Annotated in this window: 23 protein-coding genes and 3 tRNA genes; 10 read left to right on the top strand and 16 right to left on the bottom strand. The window is 72.5% G+C overall.

Going from position 1 to position 26,339, the window contains the following annotated elements:
• Positions 1-88 precede the first annotated feature (88 nt).
• The 4 genes from ACZ7RU_RS01030 to ACZ7RU_RS01015 form a co-directional block, all read right to left on the bottom strand.
• Positions 89-349, bottom strand: coding sequence for a hypothetical protein (locus ACZ7RU_RS01030; protein ID WP_470338842.1), 261 nt, complete (start codon positions 347-349; stop codon positions 89-91).
• A 241-nt stretch (positions 350-590) separates the two neighbouring features.
• Entirely contained in the window at positions 591-770 is a 180-nt protein-coding gene (locus ACZ7RU_RS01025; RefSeq protein ID WP_470338841.1) for a hypothetical protein, read from the bottom strand.
• Positions 771-919: 149 nt separating this feature from the next.
• Positions 920-1,990, bottom strand: a complete 1,071-nt coding sequence (locus ACZ7RU_RS01020) for a ParB/RepB/Spo0J family partition protein (RefSeq protein ID WP_470338840.1) — start codon at positions 1,988-1,990, stop codon at positions 920-922.
• A 156-nt stretch (positions 1,991-2,146) separates the two neighbouring features.
• Positions 2,147-2,359 carry a hypothetical protein gene (locus ACZ7RU_RS01015; protein WP_470338839.1) on the bottom strand — a complete coding sequence of 71 codons (213 nt, stop codon included), beginning with the start codon at positions 2,357-2,359 and terminating at the stop codon, positions 2,147-2,149.
• Between the two features lie 250 nt (positions 2,360-2,609).
• Between ACZ7RU_RS01015 and ACZ7RU_RS01010 the strand changes: the two genes are divergently transcribed.
• On the top strand, positions 2,610-3,128 hold the full coding sequence (locus ACZ7RU_RS01010) for a hypothetical protein (protein ID WP_470338838.1): 519 nt from the start codon (positions 2,610-2,612) through the stop codon (positions 3,126-3,128).
• A gap of 63 nt (positions 3,129-3,191) precedes the next feature.
• Positions 3,192-3,962: a hypothetical protein gene (locus tag ACZ7RU_RS01005; RefSeq protein ID WP_470338837.1), complete on the top strand. Its 771-nt coding sequence runs from the start codon at positions 3,192-3,194 to the stop codon at positions 3,960-3,962.
• A gap of 19 nt (positions 3,963-3,981) precedes the next feature.
• Here the strand turns inward: ACZ7RU_RS01005 and ACZ7RU_RS01000 are convergent, their stop codons facing one another.
• Both ACZ7RU_RS01000 and ACZ7RU_RS00995 read right to left on the bottom strand, forming a co-directional pair.
• A complete protein-coding gene (locus ACZ7RU_RS01000; protein ID WP_470338836.1) occupies positions 3,982-4,980 on the bottom strand; it encodes a recombinase family protein in 999 nt (332 codons plus the stop codon).
• Positions 4,981-5,055: 75 nt separating this feature from the next.
• The gene (locus ACZ7RU_RS00995; RefSeq protein ID WP_470338835.1) at positions 5,056-5,310 is read right to left on the bottom strand and encodes a DNA-binding protein; all 255 of its coding nucleotides are present in this window, start codon (positions 5,308-5,310) and stop codon (positions 5,056-5,058) included.
• 317 nt (positions 5,311-5,627) lie between these two features.
• Between ACZ7RU_RS00995 and ACZ7RU_RS00990 the strand changes: the two genes are divergently transcribed.
• Positions 5,628-7,271 carry a tyrosine-type recombinase/integrase gene (locus ACZ7RU_RS00990; protein WP_470338834.1) on the top strand — a complete coding sequence of 548 codons (1,644 nt, stop codon included), beginning with the start codon at positions 5,628-5,630 and terminating at the stop codon, positions 7,269-7,271.
• A 68-nt stretch (positions 7,272-7,339) separates the two neighbouring features.
• Here the strand turns inward: ACZ7RU_RS00990 and ACZ7RU_RS00985 are convergent, their stop codons facing one another.
• Complete coding sequence (locus tag ACZ7RU_RS00985) at positions 7,340-8,854, bottom strand: hypothetical protein (protein WP_470338833.1); 1,515 nt, start codon at positions 8,852-8,854, stop codon at positions 7,340-7,342.
• A 159-nt stretch (positions 8,855-9,013) separates the two neighbouring features.
• Positions 9,014-9,087 (bottom strand) — tRNA-Ile (locus ACZ7RU_RS00980).
• 188 nt (positions 9,088-9,275) lie between these two features.
• On the opposite strand from ACZ7RU_RS00980, the gene ACZ7RU_RS00975 reads away from it, so the two are divergent.
• Positions 9,276-10,130: a trypsin-like serine peptidase gene (locus ACZ7RU_RS00975; protein ID WP_470338832.1), complete on the top strand. Its 855-nt coding sequence runs from the start codon at positions 9,276-9,278 to the stop codon at positions 10,128-10,130.
• Positions 10,131-10,248: 118 nt separating this feature from the next.
• Positions 10,249-10,995: a trypsin-like serine peptidase gene (locus ACZ7RU_RS00970; RefSeq protein ID WP_470338831.1), complete on the top strand. Its 747-nt coding sequence runs from the start codon at positions 10,249-10,251 to the stop codon at positions 10,993-10,995.
• A gap of 155 nt (positions 10,996-11,150) precedes the next feature.
• Here ACZ7RU_RS00970 and ACZ7RU_RS00965 read toward each other — a convergent pair.
• Positions 11,151-11,223, bottom strand: a tRNA-Asn gene (locus ACZ7RU_RS00965).
• Positions 11,224-11,284: 61 nt separating this feature from the next.
• A tRNA-Asn gene (locus ACZ7RU_RS00960) sits at positions 11,285-11,357 on the bottom strand.
• Positions 11,358-11,597: 240 nt separating this feature from the next.
• Between ACZ7RU_RS00960 and ACZ7RU_RS00955 the strand changes: the two genes are divergently transcribed.
• The 4 genes from ACZ7RU_RS00955 to ACZ7RU_RS00940 all read left to right on the top strand — a co-directional run bounded on the left by ACZ7RU_RS00955 (position 11,598) and on the right by ACZ7RU_RS00940 (position 16,481).
• Positions 11,598-11,903, top strand: a complete 306-nt coding sequence (locus ACZ7RU_RS00955) for a hypothetical protein (RefSeq protein ID WP_470338830.1) — start codon at positions 11,598-11,600, stop codon at positions 11,901-11,903.
• A 107-nt stretch (positions 11,904-12,010) separates the two neighbouring features.
• Positions 12,011-13,444, top strand: coding sequence for an FGGY family carbohydrate kinase (locus tag ACZ7RU_RS00950; RefSeq protein ID WP_470338829.1), 1,434 nt, complete (start codon positions 12,011-12,013; stop codon positions 13,442-13,444).
• Between the two features lie 138 nt (positions 13,445-13,582).
• Positions 13,583-14,986, top strand: coding sequence for a glutamate decarboxylase (locus ACZ7RU_RS00945; RefSeq protein ID WP_470338828.1), 1,404 nt, complete (start codon positions 13,583-13,585; stop codon positions 14,984-14,986).
• A gap of 391 nt (positions 14,987-15,377) precedes the next feature.
• Complete coding sequence (locus ACZ7RU_RS00940) at positions 15,378-16,481, top strand: helix-turn-helix domain-containing protein (RefSeq protein ID WP_470338827.1); 1,104 nt, start codon at positions 15,378-15,380, stop codon at positions 16,479-16,481.
• Positions 16,482-16,494: 13 nt separating this feature from the next.
• Here the strand turns inward: ACZ7RU_RS00940 and ACZ7RU_RS00935 are convergent, their stop codons facing one another.
• From ACZ7RU_RS00935 to ACZ7RU_RS00915, 5 genes are all read right to left on the bottom strand, one after another.
• Positions 16,495-17,559, bottom strand: coding sequence for an RNA polymerase sigma factor (locus ACZ7RU_RS00935; RefSeq protein ID WP_470339297.1), 1,065 nt, complete (start codon positions 17,557-17,559; stop codon positions 16,495-16,497).
• Between the two features lie 268 nt (positions 17,560-17,827).
• The gene (gene dnaG / locus ACZ7RU_RS00930; RefSeq protein WP_470338826.1) at positions 17,828-19,735 is read right to left on the bottom strand and encodes a DNA primase; all 1,908 of its coding nucleotides are present in this window, start codon (positions 19,733-19,735) and stop codon (positions 17,828-17,830) included.
• A gap of 111 nt (positions 19,736-19,846) precedes the next feature.
• Positions 19,847-21,157 carry a deoxyguanosinetriphosphate triphosphohydrolase gene (locus ACZ7RU_RS00925; RefSeq protein ID WP_470338825.1) on the bottom strand — a complete coding sequence of 437 codons (1,311 nt, stop codon included), beginning with the start codon at positions 21,155-21,157 and terminating at the stop codon, positions 19,847-19,849.
• A gap of 192 nt (positions 21,158-21,349) precedes the next feature.
• On the bottom strand, positions 21,350-22,354 hold the full coding sequence (locus tag ACZ7RU_RS00920) for an SGNH/GDSL hydrolase family protein (protein ID WP_470338824.1): 1,005 nt from the start codon (positions 22,352-22,354) through the stop codon (positions 21,350-21,352).
• 204 nt (positions 22,355-22,558) lie between these two features.
• Positions 22,559-23,503, bottom strand: a complete 945-nt coding sequence (locus ACZ7RU_RS00915; RefSeq protein ID WP_387748393.1) for a PAC2 family protein — start codon at positions 23,501-23,503, stop codon at positions 22,559-22,561.
• Between the two features lie 730 nt (positions 23,504-24,233).
• On the opposite strand from ACZ7RU_RS00915, the gene ACZ7RU_RS00910 reads away from it, so the two are divergent.
• The gene (locus ACZ7RU_RS00910; RefSeq protein ID WP_470338823.1) at positions 24,234-24,968 is read left to right on the top strand and encodes a GNAT family N-acetyltransferase; all 735 of its coding nucleotides are present in this window, start codon (positions 24,234-24,236) and stop codon (positions 24,966-24,968) included.
• Here ACZ7RU_RS00910 and ACZ7RU_RS00905 read toward each other — a convergent pair.
• A complete protein-coding gene (locus ACZ7RU_RS00905; RefSeq protein WP_470338822.1) occupies positions 24,958-26,235 on the bottom strand; it encodes an ADP-ribosylglycohydrolase family protein in 1,278 nt (425 codons plus the stop codon). The genes ACZ7RU_RS00910 and ACZ7RU_RS00905 overlap by 11 nt on opposite strands.
• Positions 26,236-26,339: the final 104 nt, after the last annotated feature.

The following is a 26,339-nucleotide window of genomic DNA, read 5'->3' as shown; positions in this document are numbered from 1 at the left end:
GGGTCGCACCAGGAGTCGCAGGACTTGCACCAGACGGCTCCGGGGCGGGGCGGGATGCGCTCGGCGGGCTGGGTGGCCGGGTTGGTAGTCACTTCGTGTTCCTCTGCTGGTGGGAGTGGAGGGCTTGGAGGAGTTGTTCGCGGTGCCAGGAGGCGTTGGGGTCGGGCCAGCGGCTGCTGTGGCGGCGGGTGCGAGCTGCCGGCGGGGGTGGTGGGGATGGCCTGTGCCGTTCGGCACAGAGTGCGGACAGGGGCCCGTAGCGTTCTTGCATCAGCCGGGCGTAGGCGTCGGGGTCGGCTGCGCCGTGGGCGGTGTAGGTGTCGTGCACGGTGGCGTGCTCCTTGGGCATGCGCAGGCCCGCCCGACGGGGGTGTCGGGCGGGCCTGGTCGTGACGTGCTTGCTGGCGGCCCTCTCGTGGCGTGCTCGTGGGAGCTGCCCGTTCCTGGCAGGTGGGGCGCGGGGGGAGTGCCGCCTGCCAGGACCGTGAGAGGGGTGTCACGGCGCATGCGTCGGGGGTGGGTCCGGGTGGGGCCGGACCCCCAGGTTCCGACGACATGCTGACCGTATCATCAATGAGTGTCCATATATGTCAGGGGTACGTGGAAGGCCGGTCGGCTGGCTTCAGCTCCTCCGCCGTGCAGCCGTCGAAGGGAATCGTCCCGAAGGCGTCGCTGTCCGGGTCGTGGCCGGGGGGAGCAAACAGCGCGTCCTGCTTGCCGGTGCCGTACCAGGCGGCGGGAGGCATCTGGAGCCAGTCGGGGCGGGTCATGATCCGTACCTTTCGTGCGCGGGGTGGTGCGAGTCATTTGTAGCGGGCGCGGGCCGCCCGTGCTGGCGGACAGCAGGTTCGGAGGCGGCGGCCTGGGGCTTTCCATCCGTGACCGGCGGCCCCTGGTGGGGCCGCCTGGGCTGTCAGGGTCAGGCGGCGGCGAGCACCGGGGCGTCGGCATCCTCGGCGACAATCTCGGCGAGCATGTCGGCGAACTCGGCCTCAAGCAGGGTGTCGGGGCTGCCCAGCCCGGTATTGCCGTCCTCGTCGGGCGTCTCGGAGAGGATGGGGGCCGTGGCCGCACTGGAGGCCACGATCTGGCGGGCGTCGGCGTGGGCCTTGGCCTGTCGGAGCTGGAACTTGGCGTCCTGGAGGCTCTTGGCGGTGCGCTCCAGCTGGTCCAGGCGGGCGGCGGTCTGACCCTCCAGGGCCACGGCCAGCTCCTCGATCGGAGTCTTGGCGAGCTCCTCCAGGAGTTCGCGGACCCGCTCGATCTGGTCCAGCTTGTTACGGGTGGCTCGCTGGGCGGTGGTTCGCTTGATCCGCTCGTCCTCGGTCAGCTCCTCGACGTCGAACATGCCGGGCTGGCGCTCCTGCTCGCGGACCTGGTGGGCGAAGTGGAGCAGTTCGTTCTCGTCCATGGGCTTGCCGTCGTCGCCGCCGTTCGCCCACTTCTTGATGACGGCCTCCTGGTTCTCCGGCTTCAGCTCGGAGATGCGGTGCGCGGCGGCGACTCCGATGTGACCGTAAGTCAGGTGGTGCTTGGCGGCGGGGATCAGGCTGAGCAGCTGCAGGCGCATCTTGACGAAGCGGGGGGTCTTGCCGAAGGCCTTGGCGACGTCCGCCTCGGTGAGTTCGCTGCCGTCCTCGTTCCGGTCCTCGTCGAGGATTCGCCGGAATCCCGACGCCTCCTCCAGCGGGGTCATGTCGGCGCGGCCGAGGTTCTCCGCCATCGAGCGCCGGAAGGCCTTGATGTCGGAGGCGGTGTCGACGATCTCCGCCTTGATGGTCGTGTTGCCGACCTCCATGTTGGCGCGGTAGCGGCGCTCGCCCATGACGATCTCGTAGCCGCCCTGAGGGCGCCGGCGGACCTCGATCGGCTGGAGGAGTCCGAACTCCCGGATGGAGCCCCGGAGTTCGGCCATCTTCTCCTCGTCGAAGTACTCGCGGGGCTGGTCCGCGTTCGGGTGGATCTGGGTCATCTTGAGCATCTTCGCCATGGTGCAACTCCCATCAGGCTTCGGAGGGGCCACCCCCCTTCTTGTTTATATTTTATACTCATTCAGGTTGGGGGTGCAATCTCGACGAAGGAAAACCTGGGACAGTTTCAGCCGAGCCGTTCGGGGCCGAAATAGGCTCAGCCTCCGACGCAATCGTCAGGCCGAGGAGTCGCCCTCGATACCGTCGGAACCGCTCGCCGACGACAGCTCGGAATTTCGAAGATCGATTCGGCCAGCGCCCGCAAGAAGGATGAGAACGTCAGCGGCATCCCGGCCGGAGATGGGGCTTTCGCTCTCGGACTCCGCAACCAGTGCGGCCCGGCGCCGCTCCGCGAGCACGCGCAGCACACCCGCACAGCTGATCGCCACTGGAAAGTCCTCTCACGCCGGCGCGCAGACTCGACCGCGAGCCTGCGCAGCCCCACCTGCGATGCCGTTCACCACAGACCATCAGACCGCTGACCTGGCCGAATGATGCGACCGGCGGCCACAGCTTGCACCGAGATCAATAAACTGTCAAAGGAAGATCCTTTGGATTCCGGGCGCCACCGGCATGTACCGTACCTGTTGCCGATCGCCAACAAGATTCGCTCATGGTGCGAACAACAGGGGGACTCCAATGACCACGCCAGCCGATACGGCCGACGGGCTATGGAGCCTCGCAGGCAAGCTCAAGTACCTACGCGGAAGACTCACCAAGGAAGGCGAGAAGCCTCCCACTACGCGTGATCTTGCGTCCCGGACAGCCGATGAGAACGGAAAGCCTGCACTGGATCACACCGTGATTCACGCCACGCTTTCCGGAACAAAGGTCAACCCCCCCTTGAGAACTCTCATGGGACTGGCCAGCGCATTCGGCTGTCCGCCTCCGTACCTGATGCCGGGAGAGCACGATCTGACCTCGCTGGAGGTCTACTACGAGCACCCGGCAGCCCGCGAGGCCCTGCGCTTGGTCGCCGAACTCGGAGAGAGCGGCGCCGACGCGCTTCTCCAAGCCGCCCTCGCTCTGCGCGAAGCACGTGGCCTGGACGCAACCACCGCCGACACCGCGACGAAGTCGCGCCGCCGTGGACGTCTGTCGCGCGCCGAGGCCGCCGAGGCGAGCCGCCGGGAGACAGAGCTCTTCCTGAACTGCTAGGCCACGCCCGCTTCTGCTAGGACCCGCCGCCCGCTGCGGCAGCAACCCGAAACGAGTACCACCGTGCACATCGCAGCCCTGCTGCTGGGCGCCGCCCTGGCCGCGCTATGCGTCACCGCCGTCGTCGTGACCCGGATGACGCTGCGCCGCGGCGCCCGACCAGGCGGCGGCACCCGCTCCCTGGCCCGCTGGAGTCGCGCAACGTCCGCAGGCGTCGGCCTGATAGCCCTCCTACTCACCCTGCCCGGCATCTCGACCGGCATCGACTCGGCCTCCGGTGTCGACAACCTCCACATGCTGCTGTCGCACCTGTGCGGGATGGTGTCTCTGGTCGCGATCCGCGTTTTGCTGGCGGCCTGGACCTATCCGCCGGCTGCCAGGGCCGCGGCGCTCAGGTTCCGGTTCGGTGTCGCCGCAGCGGTCGCCGCAGCCGCCATCGTCGTGTTCGCCGTCGCCGACAGCAGCGGCCTGGAATTCACCAATACGTACGCGGACAACGGCGGAGTGGCCGCCTACCTGCTGATCACCGATGCGTACTGGGCGCTCGTCGGGGCCTCCATCGCCCGGGACTGCACGCCCCTGGCCCTGGACAACGTCCGGGCGGGCCACCGCGTCCTCGGTGCCGGCCAGGCGGCGATCGCCCTCGGCGGGGCTGCCTGCGCCGCATGGGGTGCCACTGAAGGACTGTTCGTCGCGGTCACTCAGGCTGCCAACTCCGCATGGAGTACCGGCCTGCAGGACGCCATCAGCGCCTCCAGCGCGGGCCTGTTCGCTCTGAGTCTGTTCTCGGGGATCGCGGTGTGCTCCACCCCTCGCGCGGTCGCCCGCCGGTGACCGGCGTCGGGGGCGGCGGCTACGCCGTGCGGCGGATCGGTGGCGGGGCTGGCCTGTCCCGCCACCAGAGCACGACGCGGCCCGGCTTGAGCGTGCGGACTCCTTGGCCGCCAGGGTGCACGTCGACGCGGTGGAGCATGAGCTTCGCCAGTCCGGCCTTGGACTGTGCGGACGCCGAGTTCCACCAGTTGACGAGTTCCTGGACACTGCCGCTGACGGGCGTGGCGACCACCCGTTCCAGGATGCGGATCCGGTGGCGCAGGGCCTTCTGCTGCTGGACACCGTCCTGACGCGCCTTGGCGGCGCCAGCGGCCGTGATCTCGTGGCGCAGCACCATGCCGGCGAGGCTGTCGAGCCCCTGGGTGACCGCGGCCAGCTCCGTCTTGGCGGAGGCGAGTTCCTTCTCCGCCTCGGTCCGTGCGGTCTCCAAAGCGTTCTGCGTGCCGGGCTCCAACAGTCGGGCGACGATCTCTTCGCCGAGGTGGTCTTCCAGCAGTTGGGCGGAGATCCGGACCCGGCCGCAGTTCCCGGGGCGGTCCTCTCGTGGCCCGGCGGAGCAGCAGTAGCCGGGGTTGCCGGAGTTGGTGCGCAGGCCTTGGTGGCTGGCCCCGCACAGGCCGCACACGACGAGGTCGTTGCCGGTGAAGGCGTAGTCGTAGTCGGGCTGCGGGTTGGCCTTCCGGCTGGCGTCGCGCTTCTCGTTCTCGGCGGCGTCCATTGCCTGGAGCTGCGCGAACTGGTCGGGCGTGATGGCCCCTGGGTGCCCGGCGTCGATGAGCTTGTCGTCCGGGCCGGGCTTGAGTCCGGCGATGGCCGGGTTGCGGAAGAGCCGGGCGATGGTCTGGCCGGTGAACGCGGAACCGAGCGTGCCCACGAAGCCGCGGGAGTTCAGGTAGGAGGCGGCGGCGGCACGGGTGCCCCCGCCGATACGGTGCTCAACGGCCCCCCTCAGGGCCTGCGCCTCGTCTTCCACCAGCGCGCTCTTGTCGCTGGTGAACCCGAACGTCCTTGCCGCCACTGTGCGTCCCTTCCCATCGTGGACACTCTCAACGTGATGGAGACTCTTGGACGAGTCTCCATCACGTCGTACGTTTCAAGCTGCAACAAGGCCTTCGATCTGGAGGTATCTCCACAGCGACGCCGTGAGGACCCGCTTCGACCCTCCGACGCTGATCATGTCCAGCGGGAAGGTCTCATCGCGGATCGCCGCGTACGCCGTGTTTGGGCCGACGCCCAGGGCCTTGGCTGCGGTCACCACGTTGATGGTTAGCGGCAGGCCAAGGACCTGCTCCAGGGTCATGCCGCGCCCGGACTCCGGATGCGCCTCATCGGTCTTGTCGATCTTCATTTTGAGTCGTCGCGTTTCTCCCCCGCGCCAACCTGTGCCCAGCGTACCCGCCCGGTAGGAGCAGGTGCAGATGACGCCAGGGCGTCAAGGATATCGCCCCGCACACACGGGGCGGCAACCGCGAGCAAGGCGAGTGAAGGGCAGGTGCGATTCACCAAATGCCAAGCTCAGGACGGTTGTTGCGTGTACAGCCGTTCAGGAATGAGGCAAAATAGAACATGCATTCGAGTTGCTCTCTGTAGCTACTCGCTTCGAGACACCAGCGGCTGAGAGGGGAAGGCCCGGACATGTTCGACGCCCGGACTTACAAGCGGTGCATGTGCAAGGGACCACTCGTGCACCGGCGGGGCAAGCAGAAGGGCCAACCGGTCGTCGACGAGGACGGGGTGCAGAAGATCGGCTACCTCGGTACCGGCTGCCCCGACCTGGAGAAGCGAGACCACGGCACCTGGAGCTTCTACATCGAGCTGCCCGCCGCCGCCGACGGCGTCCGCAAGCGCGTGCGCCTGGGCGGCTTCCGCACGCAGACCGAAGCCTCGACGGAGTGCAAGAAGGTCTGGGACCAACACCAGGCCGGCCTCGACGTCGGCGTGCGGGAGACCGTCGCCCAGTTCCTTGAGCGGTGGATCACCAGCAAGCAGGACCTCGCGGTGTCCACCGCGGCGAAGTACACGGAGCACATGACGCTCCACATCAACCCCTACATCGGGCACCTGGACCGCAAGGAGCTCCGCAAGCACCACATCGAAGCGATGTTCGCATCGATCGTGGACCGCAACACCGAGATCGAAGTCCACCGCGAGTACGTCTCCGTCCTAGCGGCCGACTGCCAGCAGAAGAAGCAGGCGTGGCGAGACGCCTCCCCCGAAGACCGGCCGGTCCTTCGCGCGGCCTGGCACGAGGCCCGCGAGCTGCTCGCCGCCGAGCGCAAGAAGATGCGGCGCGTCACCGGCATCACCACCCAGCACCGGATCCGGGCCACCCTCTCCAGCGCCCTCGAAGACGCCCTCCGCGCCGAGGAAGTCACGAAGAACTGGGCGCACCTCGTGCGCCTGCCGAAGGCCAAGGCCCCCAAGCCGCTGCTGTGGACCCCTGCCCGCGTCGCCCGGTGGCGCGAGACCGGCGTGGTCCCCGGCAAGGTCATGGTGTGGACGCCGTCGCTTCTCGGCCAGTTCCTCGACGCCTACGTCGACGACGAGCTGTTCGACCTCTTCCACTTCATGGCCATCCGAGGCCCCCGCCGCGGCGAAGCCTGCGCCCTACCCATCTCCGAGATCGACCTCGACGAGATGCAGGTCACCATCAGCCAGCAGGTCGTCTACGTTGCCAAGAAGCTGTTCGGAACCACCCCCAAAGCCGACTCTGAACGCATCATCGACCTCGACCCTGAGACCGCCCGGCTCTTCGCCGACCGCATGGAACGACGCGCCAAGATGCGCGAGAAGGCCGGAGCCGCCTGGGTAGAGACCGACTTCTTCTTCACCAAGGAGAACGGGGAGGGCTACCACCCCGACCACCTCACCTACCGGTTCAAGAAGATGGTCGAGGACGCCGACCTGCCGCCCGTCACCCTCCACGGGCTGCGCCACGGCGCCGCCTGCATCGCCCACGCGGGCGGCGCCGAGCCCAAGGACATCTCCGAGCAGCTCGGCCACTCCGGCATCCAGATCACCATGGACACCTACACCACCGTCTTCGAGGAGGCCAAAAAGGCTCAGGCAGCAGCCGCCCTCGCCGTCGTCCCCCGCGCCGGCCGCCCCGCCACCGAACCCGCCACGGAGGAGGCCCAGCCCGAACCGGCCGAGGCCCCCGCGGCCATCCCGGCGCAGCCCGACCCGCACACCACACCAGCCCCCGTGCCGGCTCCGGCACCGGGCGGCGCGCGACTCGCCGCGCTGCGCCGAGCCCGCGAGAAGAAGGCCGCGCTCGCGACCAAGGTCACCGAGCCCGCACCAGTCTGAATCCAACTGCCACGGGGCGGTGACCTTCACGGTCACCGCCCCGTTCGCGTGCCCGCCAGCGGCAGGTCCTACTCCGCGCCCGCCGAGGCCCCCGTCACCTCAGGAAGTGCCAGACGCCGGGACAGGTCTCGGTAGATGACCTCGTGTTCGCGCAGCTCTTCGAGGTAGGACCGCCACACGCCGTCCCGCTCGGGGCCGAGGTGGGCGGTCGCCTGGTACAGCTCTTCCAAACGGTGGGTCATTCGACGCCCCCAGCACTGATCGTTGTCCCACCAGGCACGTAGGACGGCGTTCAGCGTCGCAACGTCGAGGAAGCGGCCGCACGGCACAACCGCTAGCAGTGCTACGTACTCTCCGGAGTCAAAGCTATGGACGTCAGCGAGGATGCCAGCGAGGTACTGAACGTAGAAGGCATCGGTCTGTTGGTCAATGATCAGCGCCTTGTTGCTGTAGTGGAGCTGATCGAAGGCGGTCATCAGGCTAGGCACGGACTGGCGCAGCTCAGCTTGAGCGACCAAGGCCAGGGTCTTGACCTCCGGCATGGTCAACGTACCCGCTGGCGCCCGACCGGCTTGGCCGATCTGGGCGATCCGGGACGCGAACAACCCGCGCAAGGCTTCCGGCACAGCCTTCCAGAACGCGGGCAGGTTGCCCAGACGGGCCAGTGCCGCGAGCTGTACGGCGAGCTCGGCCTTGTCGAGCTTCTCCATCTGCTTGGCCACTGCCTGCTCGACGATCACGGCGTCCCGGTCGGCGAAGCAGCGCAGGCAGTCGGCCATCCTGTCGGCCAGCTGATCAGCTGGCAGCGCGATGTCTGGGACGGCGGTCTGGAGGACAGCGTGCTTCGCGGCGAAGTCGACCAGCGTCTTGCGCGCCGCTGGGCGGACGCGGTCGAAGTATGTGTGGGTGAGGTGCCCGGTGTTCAAGATGAAGTCGGGGTCGGCGATGTGGGTGCGGAAGCTCTCCACGATCTTGCGGCCCTGGCTCGGCGGGTGGATCAGCACGGCGTCCAGGGCTGCCAGAAGGTGGGCGCGGGCGTACTCTGCGGTCGGTCCGTACAGCTCGCCGAGGGGCCGCAGAGACGGGTGGGCGCTTTGGTGGCGATCCTCCCTCAGCCGGTCGAGCTGCACGTGCTGGGAGGAGTCGATCAGCTCCAGCCTGAGCGCGGTGTCGAGGATGCCCTTCTCGACCTTGAGCATGATCGGGATGGCGGACCCGCGTTTCTTCTCGTCGGCGTCGGCGGCAAGCCCCTGGGCCCTTTCGACTTCCTTGGCCAGCGACTGGGCGTCGGGTTCGCCGTCCTCTGCGAGGACCTGTGCCTTGGCGATCAGGTCAGCGCAGAGCGCGGTCCAGGTGAGGACTATCGCGGCGCGCGGGATACCTGTGGCATAGGCGCGGTAGGCGTCCCGGATCAGAGGCCGAACGTCGGGGTTGTGAACCCGGGTCAGGAGGTGCTCAAGGTCGATCACAGGTTCTTCGTCCTCCCCGCGCTCCGGGCCGAGAGGGCACCACAGGCCCGACTCGGTACGGGGCGGCTTCTCGTCGGCGGCGCGCTCGCGCTCAACAGCCTGCCAGATGTCCACTCGCCTGCGTCATGTCCACTAGAAGTCCACTAGCGGGTGATTCTCGGCGCGGCGGAAGGGCCTCAATCGCGAGCGTGCTCTACAGTCTCAGCCTAGAGGCCGGGCTGTTTTGCCTGGTCAGGACACCCTTTTGACTGACGCCCTGTCGGATGTTCGAGGTGGGGCGGGTGGGACTCGAACCCACGACCAAGGGATTATGAGTCCCCTGCTCTAACCGGCTGAGCTACCGCCCCGGTTCACCGCACGCGCCGGTCGTCGGCACGGCAGCAGCAGACGGCCCCAGCAAGGCCGTCCCGGGCAGCATAGCCGGTCGATCACCCGTGGTGCGCGCCGGGGGCGCACCTGGGTGCGCGACGGTGCCCACCTCCCGGCGGCGCAGCCCGGCTGGCGCCGGGGCACCCGTTCGGGGCAGCCTGGGCGGATGACGACACGTGGGACGGGGGCGGCGGCCGCGGCGTTGGCACTGGTGCTGGCCGCGGCGGGCTGCACCACCGCGGCGGGGCCCGGCGGAGGCACCCCGACCGTCACCTCGGCACCGCCCACCGCCGTCTCCCCGGTCGACAGCCACGGCTGGAACCGGCAGCGGCTCAAGGGCGCGGCCGGCCGGCACACCGGGGTCACCCGCACCGCCAAGCCCACCGTGCTCAACGGGCTGGTCGGCGCGGTGTTCACGCGCAACGCCGACGGCGACCACTTCTGCACCGCCAGCGTGGTCGACAGCGCCGGGCTCAACCTCATCGTCACCGCCGCCCACTGCGTCTGGGACCCGGGGCTCGGCCGGCGCGCCGACCTGGTCTTCGTCCCCGGCTACCGGGACGGCGAGACCCCCAGCGGCGTCTGGCCGCTGCTGGCCGTCACCGTCGACGACGGCTGGAACGACCATGCCGACCCGGACCTGGACGTCGCCTTCGCGGTCGTCCAGGCGCAGGACGGGCGGCAGGTCCAACAGGTGCTCGGCGCCAACCGCCTGGGCGTCAACCGCGGTTACCGGCTCCCGGTGAAGGTCACCGGCTACCCGAGCAGCAGCGGCGTCCCGATCACCTGCTCCAACACCACCTCCCGGCAGAGCGCCACCCAGCTGCGGATCGACTGCCCCGACTACACCGGCGGCACCAGTGGCAGCCCCTGGGTCACCGACTTCGACCCGGCCACCAGGACCGGCACCGTGGTCGGCGTGATCGGCGGCTACCAGGAGGGCGGCGAGAGCCCGGACACGTCGTACAGCAGCTACTTCGGCGACCGCGTCCAGGCGTTGTACGACCGCGCCACCGGCTGACCGGACAGCGGGCGGGCAGACGCCGGTGGCGCCGCCGGGCACGGCCTGGTAGATCTTCCTCACGAACGGCGGAACGCACGGCCCCGGTGCCCGCCCCGAGGAACGAGACGGAGCCCCGATGGACTCCCGCCCGGCACGGCCCGCGCGCACGGCACGAACGGTCGCGCTGGCCGCCCTGCTGCTGGCCGCCGGCACCGCGTGCGGCGGGCAGGACGGGGCGCCCACGGCCGAGGTCGCGCAGCGGAGCCCCGCCCGGGACCGGGTCGGCACCCTCTCCCTCCACACCGCGCAGGGCCCGCGGGCCTGCACCGCGAGCGTGGTGCGCAGCCCCCGGCGCAACCTGCTGGTCACCGCGGCGCACTGCGTGCAGTCCCGGCGGATCGGCCTGCTGGACGGTCTGGTGTTCACCCCCGGCTACCGCAACGGGTCCACCCCCTACGGGACTTGGCCGGTGCAGGCGATCACCGTCGACCCGCGCTGGGCGGCCGACGACGACCCCGAGTACGACGTGGCGTTCGTCACCGTGGACACGGTCGACGGCCGGCAGGTCGAGGACGCGGTCGGCGGCAACCCGATCGGCACCGGCCAGGGCTTCGGGCTGTCCGTCTCGGTCACCGGCTACCCGAACGAGAGCGACGAGCCGATCACCTGCGCGGCCCGCACCCGCTCGCAGAGCGCCACCCAGGAGCGCTTCGACTGCGGCGGCTACACCGACGGCACCAGCGGCAGCCCGTGGGTCTCCGGGGACGGCGCGGTGGTCGGCGTGATCGGCGGCTTCCAGGAGGGCGGGAGCACCCCCGGCACCTCGTACAGCATCACCTTCGACCAGCGGGTCGCCGACCTCTACCGGAGGGCGACCGCCTGACCCGGGAGCAGCCGGGGCGGTGGGGCGGCGGCGGGGCGGGTCACCGGGTGGTGTCGCGTACGTCACGTCGCGGAGCCGGGCGACGGCAACACGAAGGCCCCCCGGTCGACCGAGGGGCCTTCGCTCTGAGCAGTCACCGGGCGGACCCGGTGCAGCTCCCGCAATTGGACTCGAACCAATAACCTGCCGGTTAACAGCCGGCTGCTCTGCCAATTGAGCTATGCGGGATCGCGGTACTCGACTTCCGCACCACGGACGGGAGTCGAGCCCCGAAGGGCCTTCTCCCGAGCTCCCCCAATTGGACTCGAACCAATAACCTGCCGATTAACAGTCGGCTGCTCTGCCAATTGAGCTATGGGGGATCGGCTTCCGCTCCGGCCCCCGGTTTCCCGGGCTCCTCGGCGCTCGCTGCGGGACATACATTAGCGCACTCGGGGGGGTGGTCCGCCAATCGCTTTCCCGGGCCGCCGCCGGGCCGCCGCCGGGCCGCCGCCCGGCGTGCCCCGCGCGCGCCCGGCGACGAGGCCGGGGATGCTGGGGCACGGACGGTTCGCCGTCCCGACGGACGGGTAGGGCAATGCGGCAGAAGCCGCCAGGAGAGGGTGGATCCGACCATGTGGAAGCTGTCGTTGGCCGCGGGTTTCGCGGCCGGCTACGTCCTGGGCTCGCGGGCCGGGCGCCGGCGCTACGAACAGATCGCCAAGGTCACCCGGCAGATCGCCCGGAACCCCACGGTCCAGGGCGCGACCGACCGGGCCCGGCAGCAGGCCGGGGCGGTGGCCGGGAAGGCCGCCGGCGCGGTCGCCGACCGGGTCGGCGACCGGCTGCCGAGCGCCGTCACCGACCGGGTGCCGTACTTCAACCGCTCCCGGACGGAGGACGACGGCTGGGGTACCTTCCGCCCGTGACGGGAAGGTGACACCAGGGCCACGCGGGCCCCGACCGGGGGTCGCGAACCGGCAACGGCTCACCCGGCCCGGACGCGTCCCGGGCCGGGCTGAGGCATGATCTCGACATGGCCATCGTCGCGGGGATAGACAGCTCGACCAACCGCACGCGGATCGTCGCGTGCGACGCCGACACCGGCGCCGTCCTGCGCTCCGGCAAGGCGCCGCACCCCGTCCCCGAGGACCAGGACCTGCGCCCGGGCGAGGCCGACCCGCAGGTCTGGCTGCACTCGCTCGGCGACGCCGCGACCGGCGGCCTGCTGGAGGGCGTCCGGGCGATCGGGGTCAGCGCCCAGCAGCACGGGATGATCGGCCTGGACGCGGGCGGGGTGCAGGTCCGACCGGCGATCCTGTGGAACGACCCGCGCTCCAGCGGCGCCGCCGCCAAGCTGCTGGACGCCCTCGGCGGCCCGGCCGCCTGGACCGCCGCGATCGGTGCCGTGCCCGCCCCCACGTACACCATCGCCAAGCTGCGCTGGCTGGCCGAGTTCGAGCCGGCCAACGCCCGCCGGGTCGCCGAGGTGCTGCTGCCGCACGACTGGCTGGTCTGGCAGCTGCTCGGCCACCCCAAGCGCCGCACCACCGACCGCGGCGACGCCTCCGGCACCGGCTACTGGTCGCCGATCACCGGTGAGTACCGGCAGGACCTGGTCGAGCTGGCCCTCGGCCACGAGCTCCGACTGCCCGACGTCCTGCCCCCGGCCGAGCCCGCCGGGCACACCCCCGAGGGCCTGCTGATCTCGGCCGGCACCGGGGACAACATGGCCGCCGCGCTGGGCCTGGGCCTCGGCCCGGGCGACGCGGTGGTCTCGCTCGGCAGCGCCGGGACGATCTTCGCGGTGCACGAGGAGGCCGTGGTGGACGCCTCCGGCCTGGTCTCCTCCTTCGCCGACGCCAGCGGCCGGCACCTGCCGATGGTCGCCACCCTCAACGCCGCCCAGGTGCTGCGCTCCACCGCCGCGCTGCTCGGCCGGGACCTGGACGGCCTGAGCGACCTCGCCCTGCACTCCTCCCCCGGCTCCTACGGTCTGGTGCTGCTGCCCTACCTGGACGGCGAGCGCACCCCCGCGCTGCCGCACGCGGCCGGCACCCTGACGGGCCTGCGGGCCGAGGCGATGACCCCTCAGCACCTCGCCCGGGCCGCCGTCGAGGGCATGCTGTGCAACATCGCCGACGCCCTCGACGTGCTGCGCGCCCGGGGCGTGCCGGTGAAGCGGGTGTTCCTGCTCGGCACGGCCGGGCGGCTGCCCGCCGTCCGGCACATCGCCCCGATGCTGTTCGGCGTCCCGGTCGTGGTGCCGCCGCCGGGCGCGCACGCCGCCCGCGGGGCCGCCCGGCAGGCCGCCTGGGCGCTGGCCGGCACCCCGGAGCCCCCGGAGTGGGAGCTGCCGGACGCGGAGACCGTCGAGCCCGACGGGGAACAGGACCTGGCGATCGGCTCGGCGGTGCGTCAGCAGTACCGGGCCGCCCGCGACCAGGTCCACCCGGAGGCGGCGGGCTGAGCCCCCGTCCGGGCTGACCCCCGGTCCGGGGTGACGGACGCCCGGTCGGGGGCGACGGGCCGCGCGGATGCGTCGCCCGGCACCCGGTGGCAGCGTGGGACGGGACACGGCCACCGACGCGAAGGGCGACAGGACGCCATGGCGCTGCACAAGGGGGCCGGCGGCGACCGCCGGCTGAGCACCGGCCCGTACCCGACCGTCGCCGACCCGCTGGGCGCGATGGAGCTGGCCCCGCCGCTGCACCGGCTCGGCGACGGCCCGGTCGCGGCCGACACCGCGTACCAGCTGATCCACGACGAGCTGATGCTGGACGGCAACGCGAAGCTCAACCTGGCGACCTTCGTCACCACCTCGATGGAGGCCCAGGCCACCCGGCTGATGACCGAGTGCCTCGACAAGAACATGATCGACAAGGACGAGTACCCGCAGACCGCCGAACTGGAGCGGCGCTGCGTGGCGATCCTCGCCCACCTCTGGCACGCCCCCGACCCGGACCGCGCGGTCGGCTGCTCCACCACCGGCTCCAGCGAGGCCTGCATGCTGGCCGGCATGGCGCTCAAGCGCCGCTGGACCCGCCGCAACCCCGACCGCTACGCCGCCGGGGCCCGGCCCAACCTGGTGATGGGCGTCAACGTGCAGGTCTGCTGGGAGAAGTTCTGCAACTTCTGGGAGATCGAGGCGCGCACCGCGCCGATGGAGGGCACCCGCTTCCACCTGGACGCCGAGCGGGCGGTCGCGCTGTGCGACGAGAACACCATCGGTGTGGTCGGCGTGCTCGGCTCCACCTTCGACGGCTCCTACGAGCCGGTCGCGGAGATCTGCGCGGCCCTGGACGCCTTCCAGGAGCGCACCGGCATCGACGTCCCGGTACACGTGGACGGCGCCTCCGGCGGCATGGTGGCGCCCTTCCTCGACCCCGGACTGGTCTGGGACTTCCGGCTGCCCCGGGTGGCCTCGATCAACACCTCCGGCCACAAGTACGGCCTGGTGTACCCCGGCGTGGGCTGGGTGCTCTGGCGCGACCAGGAGGCGCTGCCGGAGGAACTGGTCTTCCGGGTCAACTACCTGGGCGGCGAGATGCCGACCTTCGCGCTCAACTTCTCCCGCCCCGGTGCCCAGGTGGTGGCCCAGTACTTCGTCTTCCTGCGGCTCGGCCGGGAGGGCTTCCGGGCCGTCCAGGGTGCCTGCCGCGAGGTCGCCACCTACCTGGCCGGACGGATCGGGACGCTGGACGGCTTCCGGCTGCTGACGAGGGGCGACCAGGTCCCGGTGTTCGCCCTCACCACCGAAGGGGACCTCCCCTTCGACGTGTTCGACGTGTCCCGGCGGCTGCGCGAGCGCGGCTGGCAGGTGCCGGCGTACACCTTCCCGGCGAACCGGGAGGACCTGTCGGTGCTCCGGGTGGTCTGCCGCAACGGCTTCTCCCGGGACCTCGCCGACCTGCTGCTGGGCGACCTCGACCGGTTGCTGCCGGAGCTGCGGCGCCAGCCCGTCCCGCTCAGGCGGCTCGGGGTGCCGGCCCGGCCGGGCTTCCACCACTGACCGTTCCCGTCCCCGGGGAGAACCTCACGGCGGGGAGGGTGCAGTGAAGCGCCCTCCCCGCCGGAGCGTCCCGGACGGTCCGGGGCAGCCTCCCCCCGCGAGGCTGCCCCGGACCGGTGGGGGGCCGGGAGCGGGTGCGGTCCGCCGAAGGGTGATCGATCGGCGTCCGAACGGTTCCACCGACGGGTGGACCGCACCGGCCAGAGAACTCTGCACGATGACCACCTGATTGTTCGAGCGCCTGCGGGGGTTGTGAGACACTTCCGTCCGTCTCAGCGCCATGACCTGGGGTTTGGGACGCCAGGCCGATCAGGTTGGAGACGCCGAACGGCCCGGGCCGGGGCCCTGCCGCTCACCCGTCCCCTTCCGTTTCTCGATTTGGAGCGCCCCATTGGGTTCCGCCTGGAAGCAGCTGCCCGAGGAGCTGTCCGAGCCCGCCAGACGCCTGGCGGAGGAGCTCCGGGCCGTCAAGGACTCCGCCGGACTCTCGCTGTCCGAGCTGGCCGCCCGGACGCACTACAGCCGGGCCTCCTGGGAACGCTGGCTGAACGGCAAACGGGTCGTCACCGAACAGGCGCTGGAGGCGCTGGTCGGGGCGGTCGAGTGCGACGGGGCCGCGCTGCTGGCGCTGTGGCGGCAGGCGACGGCCGCCACCCCCGGTGAGACGGTGACGCGGCCGGCCGCCGCCGAGGAGCCCGCGGGCCCGGCGGAGGCCGCTGCCGGGGCGGAGGCCGCTGCCCGGGAGGAGACCGCCTCCGGCCAGGAGTCGCCCGTTCGGGAGCCCGCCCCCGTCGTCTGGTTGCGGCGCCCGGCGGCACTGGTCTCCGGGGCGGCCGTGCTGGCGCTGCTGCTGGTGCTGGTGGGCCTGCGGATCAGCCGGCACGACGGGCAGGCCGCGGCGGCCGACGAGCCCGCCGCCACGGCCGGCGTCTCCCCCGCCGCCAGGCCCGGCCCGACCTCCCCGGCCTGCCGGGCCGTCGGCTGCGCCCACAAGGACCCGAAGACCACCGGCTGCGGCAAGGACGCCCGGACCCTCCAGACCCAGGTGATCGGCAAGGTGGTCGTCTACCTCCGGTACAGCCAGACCTGCCAGGCCGCCTGGGCGGCCATCACCGAGGGCGAGCCCAAGGACTACGCGACGGTCAGCGACAGCACCGGCGACAGCGAGACGGCGCTCATCCACTGGGGCTACGACAACTACTCGCCGATGCTGAACGCGGCGGACCCGACCGTCACCTTCCAGGTCTGCGGCTACCAGCCGGCCGGCCACGACTGCACCGCGGTGGTCTCCGACCTGGCCATGGTGGTGGCCTCCACCCCGATCCCGATCGGGCCCGCCTCGCCCCCGCCGGGCACCGGCGCGGGGGCACCCACGACCCCGGCCCCGGCCACTCCGGCCGACCCGGCTCCGGTCGATCCGACTCCGACTCCGGCGGCGCCGGTCGACCCCGCGGCGCCGACCGGGTCCGCGGGCCCGTCCCCGTCCGCGTCCTGACGCCGCTCACCGGCTAGTCGAGGTAGCCGCGCAGCTGCTCGGCGTAGGCGTGGTCGCGGAGCTTGACCAGGGTCTTCGACTCGATCTGGCGGATCCGCTCCCGCGTCACGCCGAACACCGCCCCGATCTCCTCCAGGGTGCGCGGACGGCCGTCGTCCAGCCCGTAGCGGAGCTGGACCACCTGGCGTTCCCGCTCCCCCAGCGTGGCCAGGACGGCCTCCAGGTGCTGGCGCAGCAGCAGGAAGGTCGCGGACTCGGCGGGCGAGGCGGCGTCGGCGTCCTCGATCAGGTCCCCGAGCGCGACGTCCTCCTCCTCGCCGACCGGGGTGTGCAGCGAGATCGGCTCCTGGGCCAGCCGGAGCAGCTCGCGCACCCGCTCCTCGGTCAGCTCCAGGGCGACGGCGATCTCGGCCGCCGTCGGCTCCTGGCCGCGTTCCTGGAGCAGGGCGCGCTTGGCCCGGACCACCCGGTTGATCAGTTCGACCACGTGCACCGGCACCCGGATCGTCCGGGCCTGGTCGGCCAGCGCCCGGCTCATCGCCTGCCGGATCCACCAGGTCGCGTAGGTGGAGAACTTGAAGCCGCGGGTGTAGTCGAACTTCTCCACCGCCCGGATCAGGCCCAGGTTGCCCTCCTGGACCAGGTCCAGCAGGGTCAGCCCGCGGCCGACGTAGCGCTTGGCCACCGAGACCACCAGCCGCAGGTTCGCCTCGATCAGCCGGCGCTTGGCGATCCGGCCCCGCACCACCAGGGCGTCCAGCTCACCGGCCAGCGGGTCGGGCGGTGGCGGGTTGCCGTTCAGCCGCTCCTCGGCGAAGATGCCGGCCTCCACCCGGCGGGCCAGCTCGACCTCCTCCTCGGCGGTGAGCAGCCGGATCCGGCCGATCTCCCGCAGGTACTGGCGCAGCAGGTCGGCGGCAGGCCCGGTGTCGTCGACGGGCCCGCGGCGCTCCTCCGGGTCCTCGGCCCCGGGCTCGGCGTCGGGGGCCGGGTCCGGGGCCAGGTCCAGGCTGTCCGGGCTGTCCGGGTGGCCCTCCGGCAGGCCCTGGGCGGGGACCCGGGCGCCGTCCGGGAGCACCGCCCCGGCCCGGCCGTGGTGGGGCTCCTGCTCGCCGGGGCCCTGCTCCCGGCCGTCGGCCGGTTCGGCGGGGTTCGCTCCCGTACTGGTGGTGGTCGCTGAGACGAGGCCTTGCTCCACGGGCATCCCCTCGGGGCGGGCGCGACTCTGGCGGACCCGCGCTGTACGGAGTTGGGCGGCCTCCAGTGTGCGGTACGCCACACTCCGTGGCCGAGACTCGTGCGCCGATTTTCTCCGTGCGGGTCCCGCGACGATGCCGCGGCCGGCGTCAGAGCGCCGCCGCGCCCCGGCTCTTCAGCTGGTCGCTGTACTGCTGGAGCTGCCACAGCTCGGTCTGCACCGCGTGCAGCTGCGCGGCGTCGGCCCGGGGGCCGAGCCGCTGGAGGTAGCCGCGGACCTCGGTGATCCGCCGGTCCACCGCCAGCAGGCGCAGCTTGACCAGGAACTCCCCCGCGTAGATCGCGTCCGCCTTGCGGCGCGAGCGCACCGGCTCGACGGTCAGCTCGGTGACCAGCGAGCGCACCTGGTCGTCCGGGGCCGCCTCGCGCACGGCGCTGGTGAAGTCGGGCAGGGTCGCCCCGTACGCGGCGCCGCCGGCCTTGGCGACGGCCTGCCGGACGGCGGTGTAGGGCGGGGTCGGGAACTCGTCGTCGCCGTAGTGGTCGAAGGCCGGGCTGACCAGGTCCGGGTGCTGGAGCGCCAGCTTGAGCAGTTCCCGCTCGACGAACTGGGCCGGGTCGCGCGGGTTGAGCCGGAAGGCGGGCTGCGCGGGGCGCTGCGGCTGGGCCGGCTCGGGGCGGCGCTGGGCGGCCGCACCGCGCGGGTTCTGCTGGCGCTCGCGGTCCCAGCGGGCCAGCTGGGAGATCCGGCGGACCACGAACTGCTCGTCCAGGATGCCGAGCATGCCGGCCAGCCGGACGGCGTACTCGTGCTGGATCGAGCGGTCCTTGATCTTGGCGACGATCGGGGCCGCCTCCTCCAGCGCCGCCGAACGCCCCTCCGGGGTGTCCACCCGGTGCCGGGCCACCACCGAGTTCAGTGCGAACTCGAACAGCGGGACCGGGTTGTCGATCAGGTGCTTGACCGCCTCGTCGCCCTGGGCCAGGCGCAGCTCGCACGGGTCCATGCCGCCCGGGCTGACCGCGATGGAGGTCTTGGCGGCGAACTTCTGGTCGTCCTCGAAGGCGCGCAGGGCGGCCTTCTGGCCGGCCGCGTCGCCGTCGAAGGTGAAGACGGTCTCGCCCCGGTACTGCGAGGTGTCCATCAGCAGCCGGCGGATGATCTTGATGTGGTCCTCGGCGAAGGCGGTACCGCAGGTGGCCACCGCCGAGGTGACCCCGGCCAGGTGGCAGGCCATCACGTCGGTGTAGCCCTCGACCACCACCGCTCGGCCCGACTTGGCGATCTCCTTCTTGGCCAGGTCGATGCCGTACAGCACGTGGGACTTCTTGTAGATCGGCGTCTCGGGGGTGTTGAGGTACTTCGGGCCGTTGTCGTCCTCGCGCAGGCGGCGGGCGCCGAAGCCGACCACCTCGCCGGCGATGTCCCGGATCGGCCAGACCAGCCGGCCCCGGAAGCGGTCGATCAGGCCGCCGCGCTGGCCCTGCGAGGCGAGGCCGCCCAGCAGGATCTCCTTGTCGGTGAAGCCCTTGCCGCGCAGGTAGCGGACCAGGTGCTCCCACCCCGCGGGGGCGTAGCCGACGCCGAAGGTCCTGGCGGCCTCCTCGTCGAAACCGCGCTCCGCGAGGAAGCGGCGGCCGATCTCCGCCTCCGGCGAGGCCAGCTGCTCCTGGTACCAGGCGGCGGCCACCTTGTGCGCCTCGACCAGCCGGGTGCGCTCGCCCTGCTGGTGGCGGGGGCTGTAGCCGCCCTCCTCGTAGCGCAGGGTGATGCCGGCCTGGGCGGCCATCCGCTCGACGGCCTCGGCGAAGGTGAAGTGCTCGATCTTCATCAGGAAGGCGATGGTGTCGCCGTTCTCCTGGCAGCCGAAGCAGTGGAAGACGCCCTTGGCCGGGTTCACGTAGAAGGAGGCGGACTTCTCGTCGTGGAAGGGGCAGACGCCCTTGTACTCGCCGCCGCCACCGTTGGTCAGCTGTACGTAGTCGCCGACCACCGCGTCGATCGGCAGTGCGCTGCGCACCGCCTGTACGTCTTCGTCCCTGATCCGCCCGGCCACCCCCGAAGTCTACTGGGGCGGCCGGGTCAACCGGCCGGGTCAGGACGGCGGAGTCGAACGGCCGGGTTGAACGGCGGGGTCAGGACGGCCGGGGTTGAACGGCGGGGCCGCTCACGCCCAGGCGGCACCGACGAGTCTGGCGTGCAGGGCGAGGGCCGAGGCGTCCGTGAGGGTGGCGATCTGGTCGACGACCGTGCGCAGCGCGGCGCGGTCGTCCTCGGCCTCGCGGTACATGGCGGCGAACACCGGGTCCAGCCCCTCGGGGGCGCGCTGGGTGAGGACGTACGCCAGCTCGGCGATCACGATCCGCTGGCGGGCCCGCAGCTGGGCCTGCTCGTCGCGCTGCATCACGTAGCGGACGGCGACCGCCTTGAGCACCGCGCACTCCAGCCGGACGTGCCTGGGCACCACCAGCTCGGCGGCGTAGCGGGTGAGCCGGCCGGGGCCGTAGCGGGCGCGGGTGGCCTGCTCGGCGGCCAGGCAGAAGCGGCCGATCAGCTGGCTGGTGAGGTCCTTGAGCCCGGCCCTGGCGCGGGCCGTGCCGTCGTAGGAGCGGGGCCACCACTCCTGGGCGAGCAGCCGGTCCAGGGCGGCGTCGAGCTCCTCCGGCTCGGCGTCCGGGGCGTAGCGCTCGGCGACCTTGAAGAGTTCGGCGCGCTCGCCGGGGGCGCGCAGGGCGGCCGGGTCGATGTGGCCGGCCTGGAGGCCGTCCTCGACGTCGTGGGTGGAGTAGGCCACGTCGTCGGACCAGTCCATCACGGTGGCCTCGAAGCACTTGCGCCCGGCCGGGGAGCCGGCCCGCAGCCAGCGGAAGACCGACAGGTCGTCGGCGTAGACGCCGTACTTGGGCGAGTCCGGGGCGCTGGGGTGGGCGCCCTTGCTCCACGGGTACTTGGTGGCGGCGTCCAGGGCGGCCCGGCTCAGGTTGAGACCGACGCTGCGGCCCGGCCAGGGGGCGAGCCGGGCGGCGGGCTGCTCGCCCTGGGGCGCGAAGCGCTTGGGTTCGAGCCGGGTGAGGATGCGCAGCGACTGGGCGTTGCCCTCGAAGCCGCCGCAGGACTCGGCGGCCTGGTCGAGGGCCTCCTCGCCGGTGTGGCCGAACGGCGGGTGGCCGATGTCGTGGGCCAGGCAGGCGGTCTCCACGAGGTCCGGGTCGCAGCCCAGGGCGGCGCCCAACTCCCGCCCCACCTGGGCGCATTCGAGGGAGTGGGTGAGCCGGGTGCGGGGGAAGTCACTGCGCATCGGGGCGACCACCTGGGTGGTGCCGGCCAGTCGGCGCAGCGCGGCCGAGTGGAGCACCCGGGCGCGGTCGCGCTGGAAGGCCGTGCGGCCCGGTCGTTTGTCGGGTTCGGGGACCCAGCGGGCCTCGGCGGCGTGGTCGTACGGGAGCGGGGCGGCGAGGCGGTGCGTGGTGTCGTCCATATGCCCCTCACGGTACGCCGCGCCCCCGACACGCGGGGGGTGCCGCGCGCGAAGGAGCACAGGCCGGGGCGTGAACGGTGCGCGGCGCGCGGGTGCCCGCCCCGGTGAGTCGGCCCCACCCGGACGGCGCAGGCCCGCGCGCCCCGTACCTCCCGCCCGTTCCCGGCCCGTACGTCCCCGGCGCGGACGTCCTCAGCCCTTGATCGCCTTCAGGACCACGCCGGCCACCGCCTCCTGGCCCCTGGCGTTGGGGTGGATCGGCGCCAGCCCCTGGGCCGGGAGCGGCGGCTCCACCCAGCGCTCGTCCTCCCCCGCGCACATGTCGTGCCCGGCCGAGGGCCCGGAGAGGTCCACGAACACCGCGCCGGCCGCCTGCGCGCGCTTCCTGAGCATGCCGTTGAGCTGCTGCTCCTTCTCCACCAGGAAGCTCAGGTCGGCGGCGGCCACCGCGTTGCCGAGCACCGGCAGGCAGCTCGCCGGGTCGGCCGGGAGCAGCCCGGGGTACCCGATCACGTACACCTTGGCCTTCGGGGAGCGCTTCCTGACGTCCTGGAGCGCCTGCCCGAGCCGGTCGCCGGCCGTGTCCACCTTGCGCTGGACCTCGTCGGTGCCGTTGCCGGCGGCGTAGTGGTCACGGCAGGGCGAGTCGCTGATCCGGTGCTCGCTGTCGGTGATCACGCCCTTGACGATGTCCACCAGGTTCTCCTTGGCGCACTCCGTCACGACCTCCATGAAGCCCGCGTCGTTGCCGCCGATCCCCAGGGTGACCAGCCGGGTGTCCGCACTCAGCGCGTCCAGCTGGGCCGGGTTGGTGCCGCCGGCGACCTTCTGCGGGCTGCTCAGGTCCCCGGTGCGGGCGCTGCTGCAGCTGACGTCCGTGAACTGGCCGGCGGCGAGCGAGAGCCCCTTCGCCACCAGGGACGGGTAGTTGGCCCCGGAGCGGTAGCAGCCGCCCGGCTCGCCGATCTGCGGGGGGATCCTCATCCCGGCGGTGTACGAGTCGCCGAGCGCGACGTACGGGCCGGCGGGCGCCGGGGCGGCGGCCGGCGAGGCCGCTCCGGCCTGGACGCGGGCGGGCGTCGCGCCCGCGGCGGTGCTCCCCCCGCCGTCCGAACCGGCGTTGTCGGTGCAGCCGGCCAGCAGCACTGCGGCCAGTCCGACGGTCAGGGCGATGGTCGGGCGTGCGGTCCTCGGCATGGTCTCCCCCCGGAGATACGGGTCATGGTCGGCTCCTTACGGCGGCCCGTCCCCCGGGCGCACCAGGGGGCCAACGAACGGCCGTGGCCGATGACTCCCACCCCGGCGAAATGGCCGTCCGGCGTCCCCGAACCGGCCGGAATCCGACCCCGAACCCCGACCGGCCGCGGCCTTCGCCGCCCGCTTCCGTCCGCTCCGCGCCGGCTACTCCGCGCCGCGCTCGTGCTCGGCCAGGAACTGCTCGAAGCGCCGCCCCAGTTCGTCCGCCGAGGGCAGGTCGACCGGCTCCGCCAGCAGGCTCTCCCGGCCCTCCGCACCCGCCACGGCGTCGTACTGGCCCTCCATGCCGCGGATCGCCGAGCGCAACTCCCCGTCCCCCTGGGCCAACTGCTCCTCGATGTCGGCGTAGACCTCGGAGACCTGCTCGCGCAGCCGGGTGCCGGGCAGCACCAGCCCGGTGGCGGACTGCGCCGCCTCCAGGATCTGCACGGCCGCCGCCGGGTAGGCGGAGCGGGCCACGTAGTGCGGGACGTGCACGGCGAAGCCCAGGACGTCGTGCCCGGCCTCGGCCAGGCGGTACTCCACCAGCGCCTGGGCGCTGCCCGGGACCTGCGCCTGCTCGAACCACTGCGGGTAGCCCGGGGCGAGGTCCAGCCGGTTGCCGTGCGGCGTCAGGCCGACCGGGCGGGTGTGCGGCACGCCCATCGGGATGCCGTGGAAGTCGATCGAGAGCCGGACCTCGAAGCGCTCCACCAGCTCGCGGACGGCGCGCGCGAAGCGCTCCCACTCGACGTCCGGTTCGGGGCCGGTGAGCAGCAGGAACGGCGCGCCGGCGGCGTCGTGGACGAGCTGGAGCAGGATCTCCGGCGGGTCGTAGGACGTCCAGCGGTCGTGGTCGAAGACCATCGCCGGGCGGCGGGCCCGGTAGTCCACCAGACGGTCGTGGTCGAAGCGGGCCACCACCTGCGGCGAGCCCGTCTCCAGCAGGTGGGCCACCACCTGGCCGCCGGCCTCCCCGGCGTCCATGAAGCCCTCGAAGTGCTGGAGCAGCACGAGGCCGGCACCGGTGTCGCGCAACTGCTCGTTGGCCGCGGCGACGGCGGCCACGCCCCGCTGATCCAGCTCGTACAACGCCTGGAAGTCACGCACCGCGCACCCAACCCCGTTCTCTGCTCGTTCCGGTCGACCGGCTTCTCGTCCTCTCCAGCGTGCCGGGCGCCCCCGGAATTCCCGCCCCGGTGGCCGTCCCGCGGACACCCCGCCCGGGGACCGCCGCGGCGGCCGCTCCGCGGGCGGCTCCGGGCCCGTCCGGCAGCTCCCCGCAGGACCCGCCCGACGGCCTCGGCCGACCGCTCCGGACCACGATCGCACCCGAGGGAAGAGCCCCTGGTCACAGCCCTGGAAGGGGTCCGTCCGCAGGGCCCGGGAACGGCCCGCGCGCCCATTCGCGCGACGCGAAGTGACGCACCGCCTTCTGGCGGGTATCGTCCTCTCGCTGCCTCGCATCGTCGCGTCGTCGTCACGTCGTCCGTAACGCCGTCGACCGCGTCCCGGTCCGGTGCTCGGCCAGCCACCCACGACGCACCTTGCCTTCACCTGGCCGCCTGCTTCCCTTCGCGCTCTCGTTCCCTCTTCGGCCATTTCGCGGACGCACACTGTCCCCTCGCTCTTCCCGCCGGACCGGTCCGAGGATCCGTGTCCGTTCCGGCACCCCGCGCCGCCCGTTCCGGGCCGCCGCCCCCGCCCCGTTCGACCGGCTCTCCGGCGTGCGCGGGTACCCGGCGGACGGACCCGGGCCCAGGCGTACCCAGACCAGCGCACCCCGTGCCGTACCCCGGCGTGGGAGGCACCCTCCGACCGATGAAGGACCGAAGGTTCCGTGCCCGTACCTGTCATCCTCACCGGCCGCACCGTGCGGCTGGAGCCCCTCGCCGCGCACCATGCCGAGGCCATCGCCAAGGCCGGCGCCGAGGACCGTACGACCTACGCCTTCACCCCCGTCCCGCACGGCCTGGAGGCCGCCCGCGACTACGTCGCGCGGGCGCTCGCCGACCAGGCCGCGGGCCGTTCGCTGCCGTTCGCGACGGTGAACGTCGCCGACGGCCGGGTGGTCGGCTCCACCCGGTTCCTGGAACTCGACTACTGGCAGGGCCCGCTGGTGTGGCCGCCCGCGCCCGGGGTCCCGTTCGGCGATCCGGCCACGGCCGTCCCGGACGCGGCCGAGATCGGCAACACCTGGCTCTCGCCGCGCGCCCAGGGCACCGGCATCAACACCGAGGCCAAGCTGCTGATGCTCCGCCACGCCTTCGAGACCTGGGGCGTGCAGCGGATCTCGCTGCGCGCGGACGCCCGCAACCTGCGCTCGCGCGCCGCCATCGAGCGGCTCGGCGCGACCTCCGAGGGCGTCCGCCGGGCGCACTCGCGCGGGCTGGACGGGGTGGTGCGCTCCACCGCCTTCTACTCGATCCTCGACGACGAGTGGCCGGCCGTCCGGGACATCATCGAGCTGCGGATCGCCGCCGCGACCTCGCCGAGCGCCCCGGACCCGGCGATCAACCAGGAGTGCCTTAGACAGGGCGGCAGCGGCGCCGGGCAGCTGATGATCACGGTCTGAAGCCGGTCCCCGGCGGGTCGTAGCCGACGACCGCCAGCGACAGGACGAGCGGCAGGACGTCGGGGTCGTCCCAGGCCCGGTGGTACGCCGGGTCCGCCTCGACCAGCGCCGACACCGGCCGCCAGCCGCCGCCCGGCACCGGGGCGACCCGGACCCGGTAGATCTCCCGGCCGCCCACGCTCCGGTACAGGTGCAGCGTGCCCTCGGAGGTGACGGAGACCCAGCGCTCCTCCACCGCCCGGGGCCGCAGGCCGCGCCTGATCCGCTCCCAGTCCTGGTCGGACCAGATCCGGTCCGGCACCGGGCACGGGCGGGGCAGGCTCATCGGCAGCAGGTGCGGTTCGCCGGCCGCGCGGACGCCGCCCGGCTCCGGGAACGCCCATGCGGGCAGCGGCTCGCAGGCGGCGAGCCAGGCCCGCGGGATGCCGCCGGTGCCGGTGTGGGCGGCGACCACGCCGCCGGTGATCGCGGCGACGGTGTCCACGTCGCCGCCGGCCGCGATCGCCTCCCACACGGCGGCGCGGTAGTCGGCCAGGTTCCGGGCGGCGCACCACAGCGCGTACGGGACGGTGTCGGCCGCGGACGTCCGGCTGCCGTTGCCGAGTGCCCGCGCGACGAGCCGGAGGTCCGGCAGGCCGAGCAGCGCCCGGGCCTCCTTGAGGCCGTCCTTGACCGGCCCGTTCGGGGTGAGGTCGGCCACCGACTCCAGGAAGCGCTCCGGCGCCACCGGCCGGGTGCGGGTCCGGGCGGCGTACGCGGCCGCCACCGCGACCGCGATCGCGCCGTCCACGGCCTGCGGGTGGGTGTGGGTGATCAGGGCGGTGTCGGCGGCGGGGCGCACCACGGCCTTCGGGTCCTCGGCGTACGCGGCGCCGAGCGGGGCGACCCGCATCGCGGCGCCGTTGCCGTACGAGCCCTGGCCGTCGAAGAGTTCGGCGGCCAGCCGCCTCGCGTCGCCGCCCTCCCGGACCAGCCGGAGCAGCCGGTTGGCGGCCGGGCCGTAGCCACGGTCGAAGTCGTGGCGGCGGGCGAACGCGTGGGTGAGGTCGAAGGTGTCGACCGCGCCGCGCTCGGTGTGGGCGGCGTACACCGAGCAGGCCATCTCGGTGTCGTCGGTCCACGGCCAGGGGCCGGGCGGTTCGGTGCGGGCGGTGAGGTGGGCCCGGGCGGTCTCCGGGACGAAGAACTGGGCCCCGAGGGCGTCGCCGACGGAGAGGCCGAGGAGCGCGTCCAGCGCGGGACCGGCGTGGGTGAATGGAATGGTCATGTGGCCCCCAGCTCAGCGGCTCCGCCGCCGGTCCGTCAACACCCGCGACCGCCGCCCCCACCGACGAGGGACGTTTCGCATACCTCCGATCCCGGCGGGCAGGC

This window comes from Kitasatospora sp. NPDC114501 (assembly GCF_055633695.1).
Note: the sequence above shows the minus strand (reverse complement) of the source record. Positions and strands in the feature narration are given on the sequence as shown.

Excerpts from the sequence above, each read along its gene's own strand:
- ACZ7RU_RS00920 (WP_470338824.1), bottom strand. The coding sequence starts at position 22,354 with ATGCCGAGGACCGCACGCCCGACCATCGCCCTGACCGTCGGACTGGCC.
- ACZ7RU_RS00945 (WP_470338828.1), top strand. The coding sequence starts at position 13,583 with ATGGCGCTGCACAAGGGGGCCGGCGGCGACCGCCGGCTGAGCACCGGC.
- ACZ7RU_RS01020 (WP_470338840.1), bottom strand. The coding sequence starts at position 1,990 with ATGGCGAAGATGCTCAAGATGACCCAGATCCACCCGAACGCGGACCAG.
- ACZ7RU_RS00970 (WP_470338831.1), top strand. The coding sequence starts at position 10,249 with ATGGACTCCCGCCCGGCACGGCCCGCGCGCACGGCACGAACGGTCGCG.
- ACZ7RU_RS00905 (WP_470338822.1), bottom strand. The coding sequence starts at position 26,235 with ATGACCATTCCATTCACCCACGCCGGTCCCGCGCTGGACGCGCTCCTC.
- ACZ7RU_RS00990 (WP_470338834.1), top strand. The coding sequence starts at position 5,628 with ATGTGCAAGGGACCACTCGTGCACCGGCGGGGCAAGCAGAAGGGCCAA.
- ACZ7RU_RS00975 (WP_470338832.1), top strand. The coding sequence starts at position 9,276 with ATGACGACACGTGGGACGGGGGCGGCGGCCGCGGCGTTGGCACTGGTG.
- ACZ7RU_RS01030 (WP_470338842.1), bottom strand. The coding sequence starts at position 349 with ATGCCCAAGGAGCACGCCACCGTGCACGACACCTACACCGCCCACGGC.
- ACZ7RU_RS00950 (WP_470338829.1), top strand. The coding sequence starts at position 12,011 with ATGGCCATCGTCGCGGGGATAGACAGCTCGACCAACCGCACGCGGATC.
- ACZ7RU_RS00995 (WP_470338835.1), bottom strand. The coding sequence starts at position 5,310 with ATGAAGATCGACAAGACCGATGAGGCGCATCCGGAGTCCGGGCGCGGC.
- ACZ7RU_RS00925 (WP_470338825.1), bottom strand. The coding sequence starts at position 21,157 with ATGGACGACACCACGCACCGCCTCGCCGCCCCGCTCCCGTACGACCAC.
- ACZ7RU_RS01025 (WP_470338841.1), bottom strand. The coding sequence starts at position 770 with ATGACCCGCCCCGACTGGCTCCAGATGCCTCCCGCCGCCTGGTACGGC.
- ACZ7RU_RS01010 (WP_470338838.1), top strand. The coding sequence starts at position 2,610 with ATGACCACGCCAGCCGATACGGCCGACGGGCTATGGAGCCTCGCAGGC.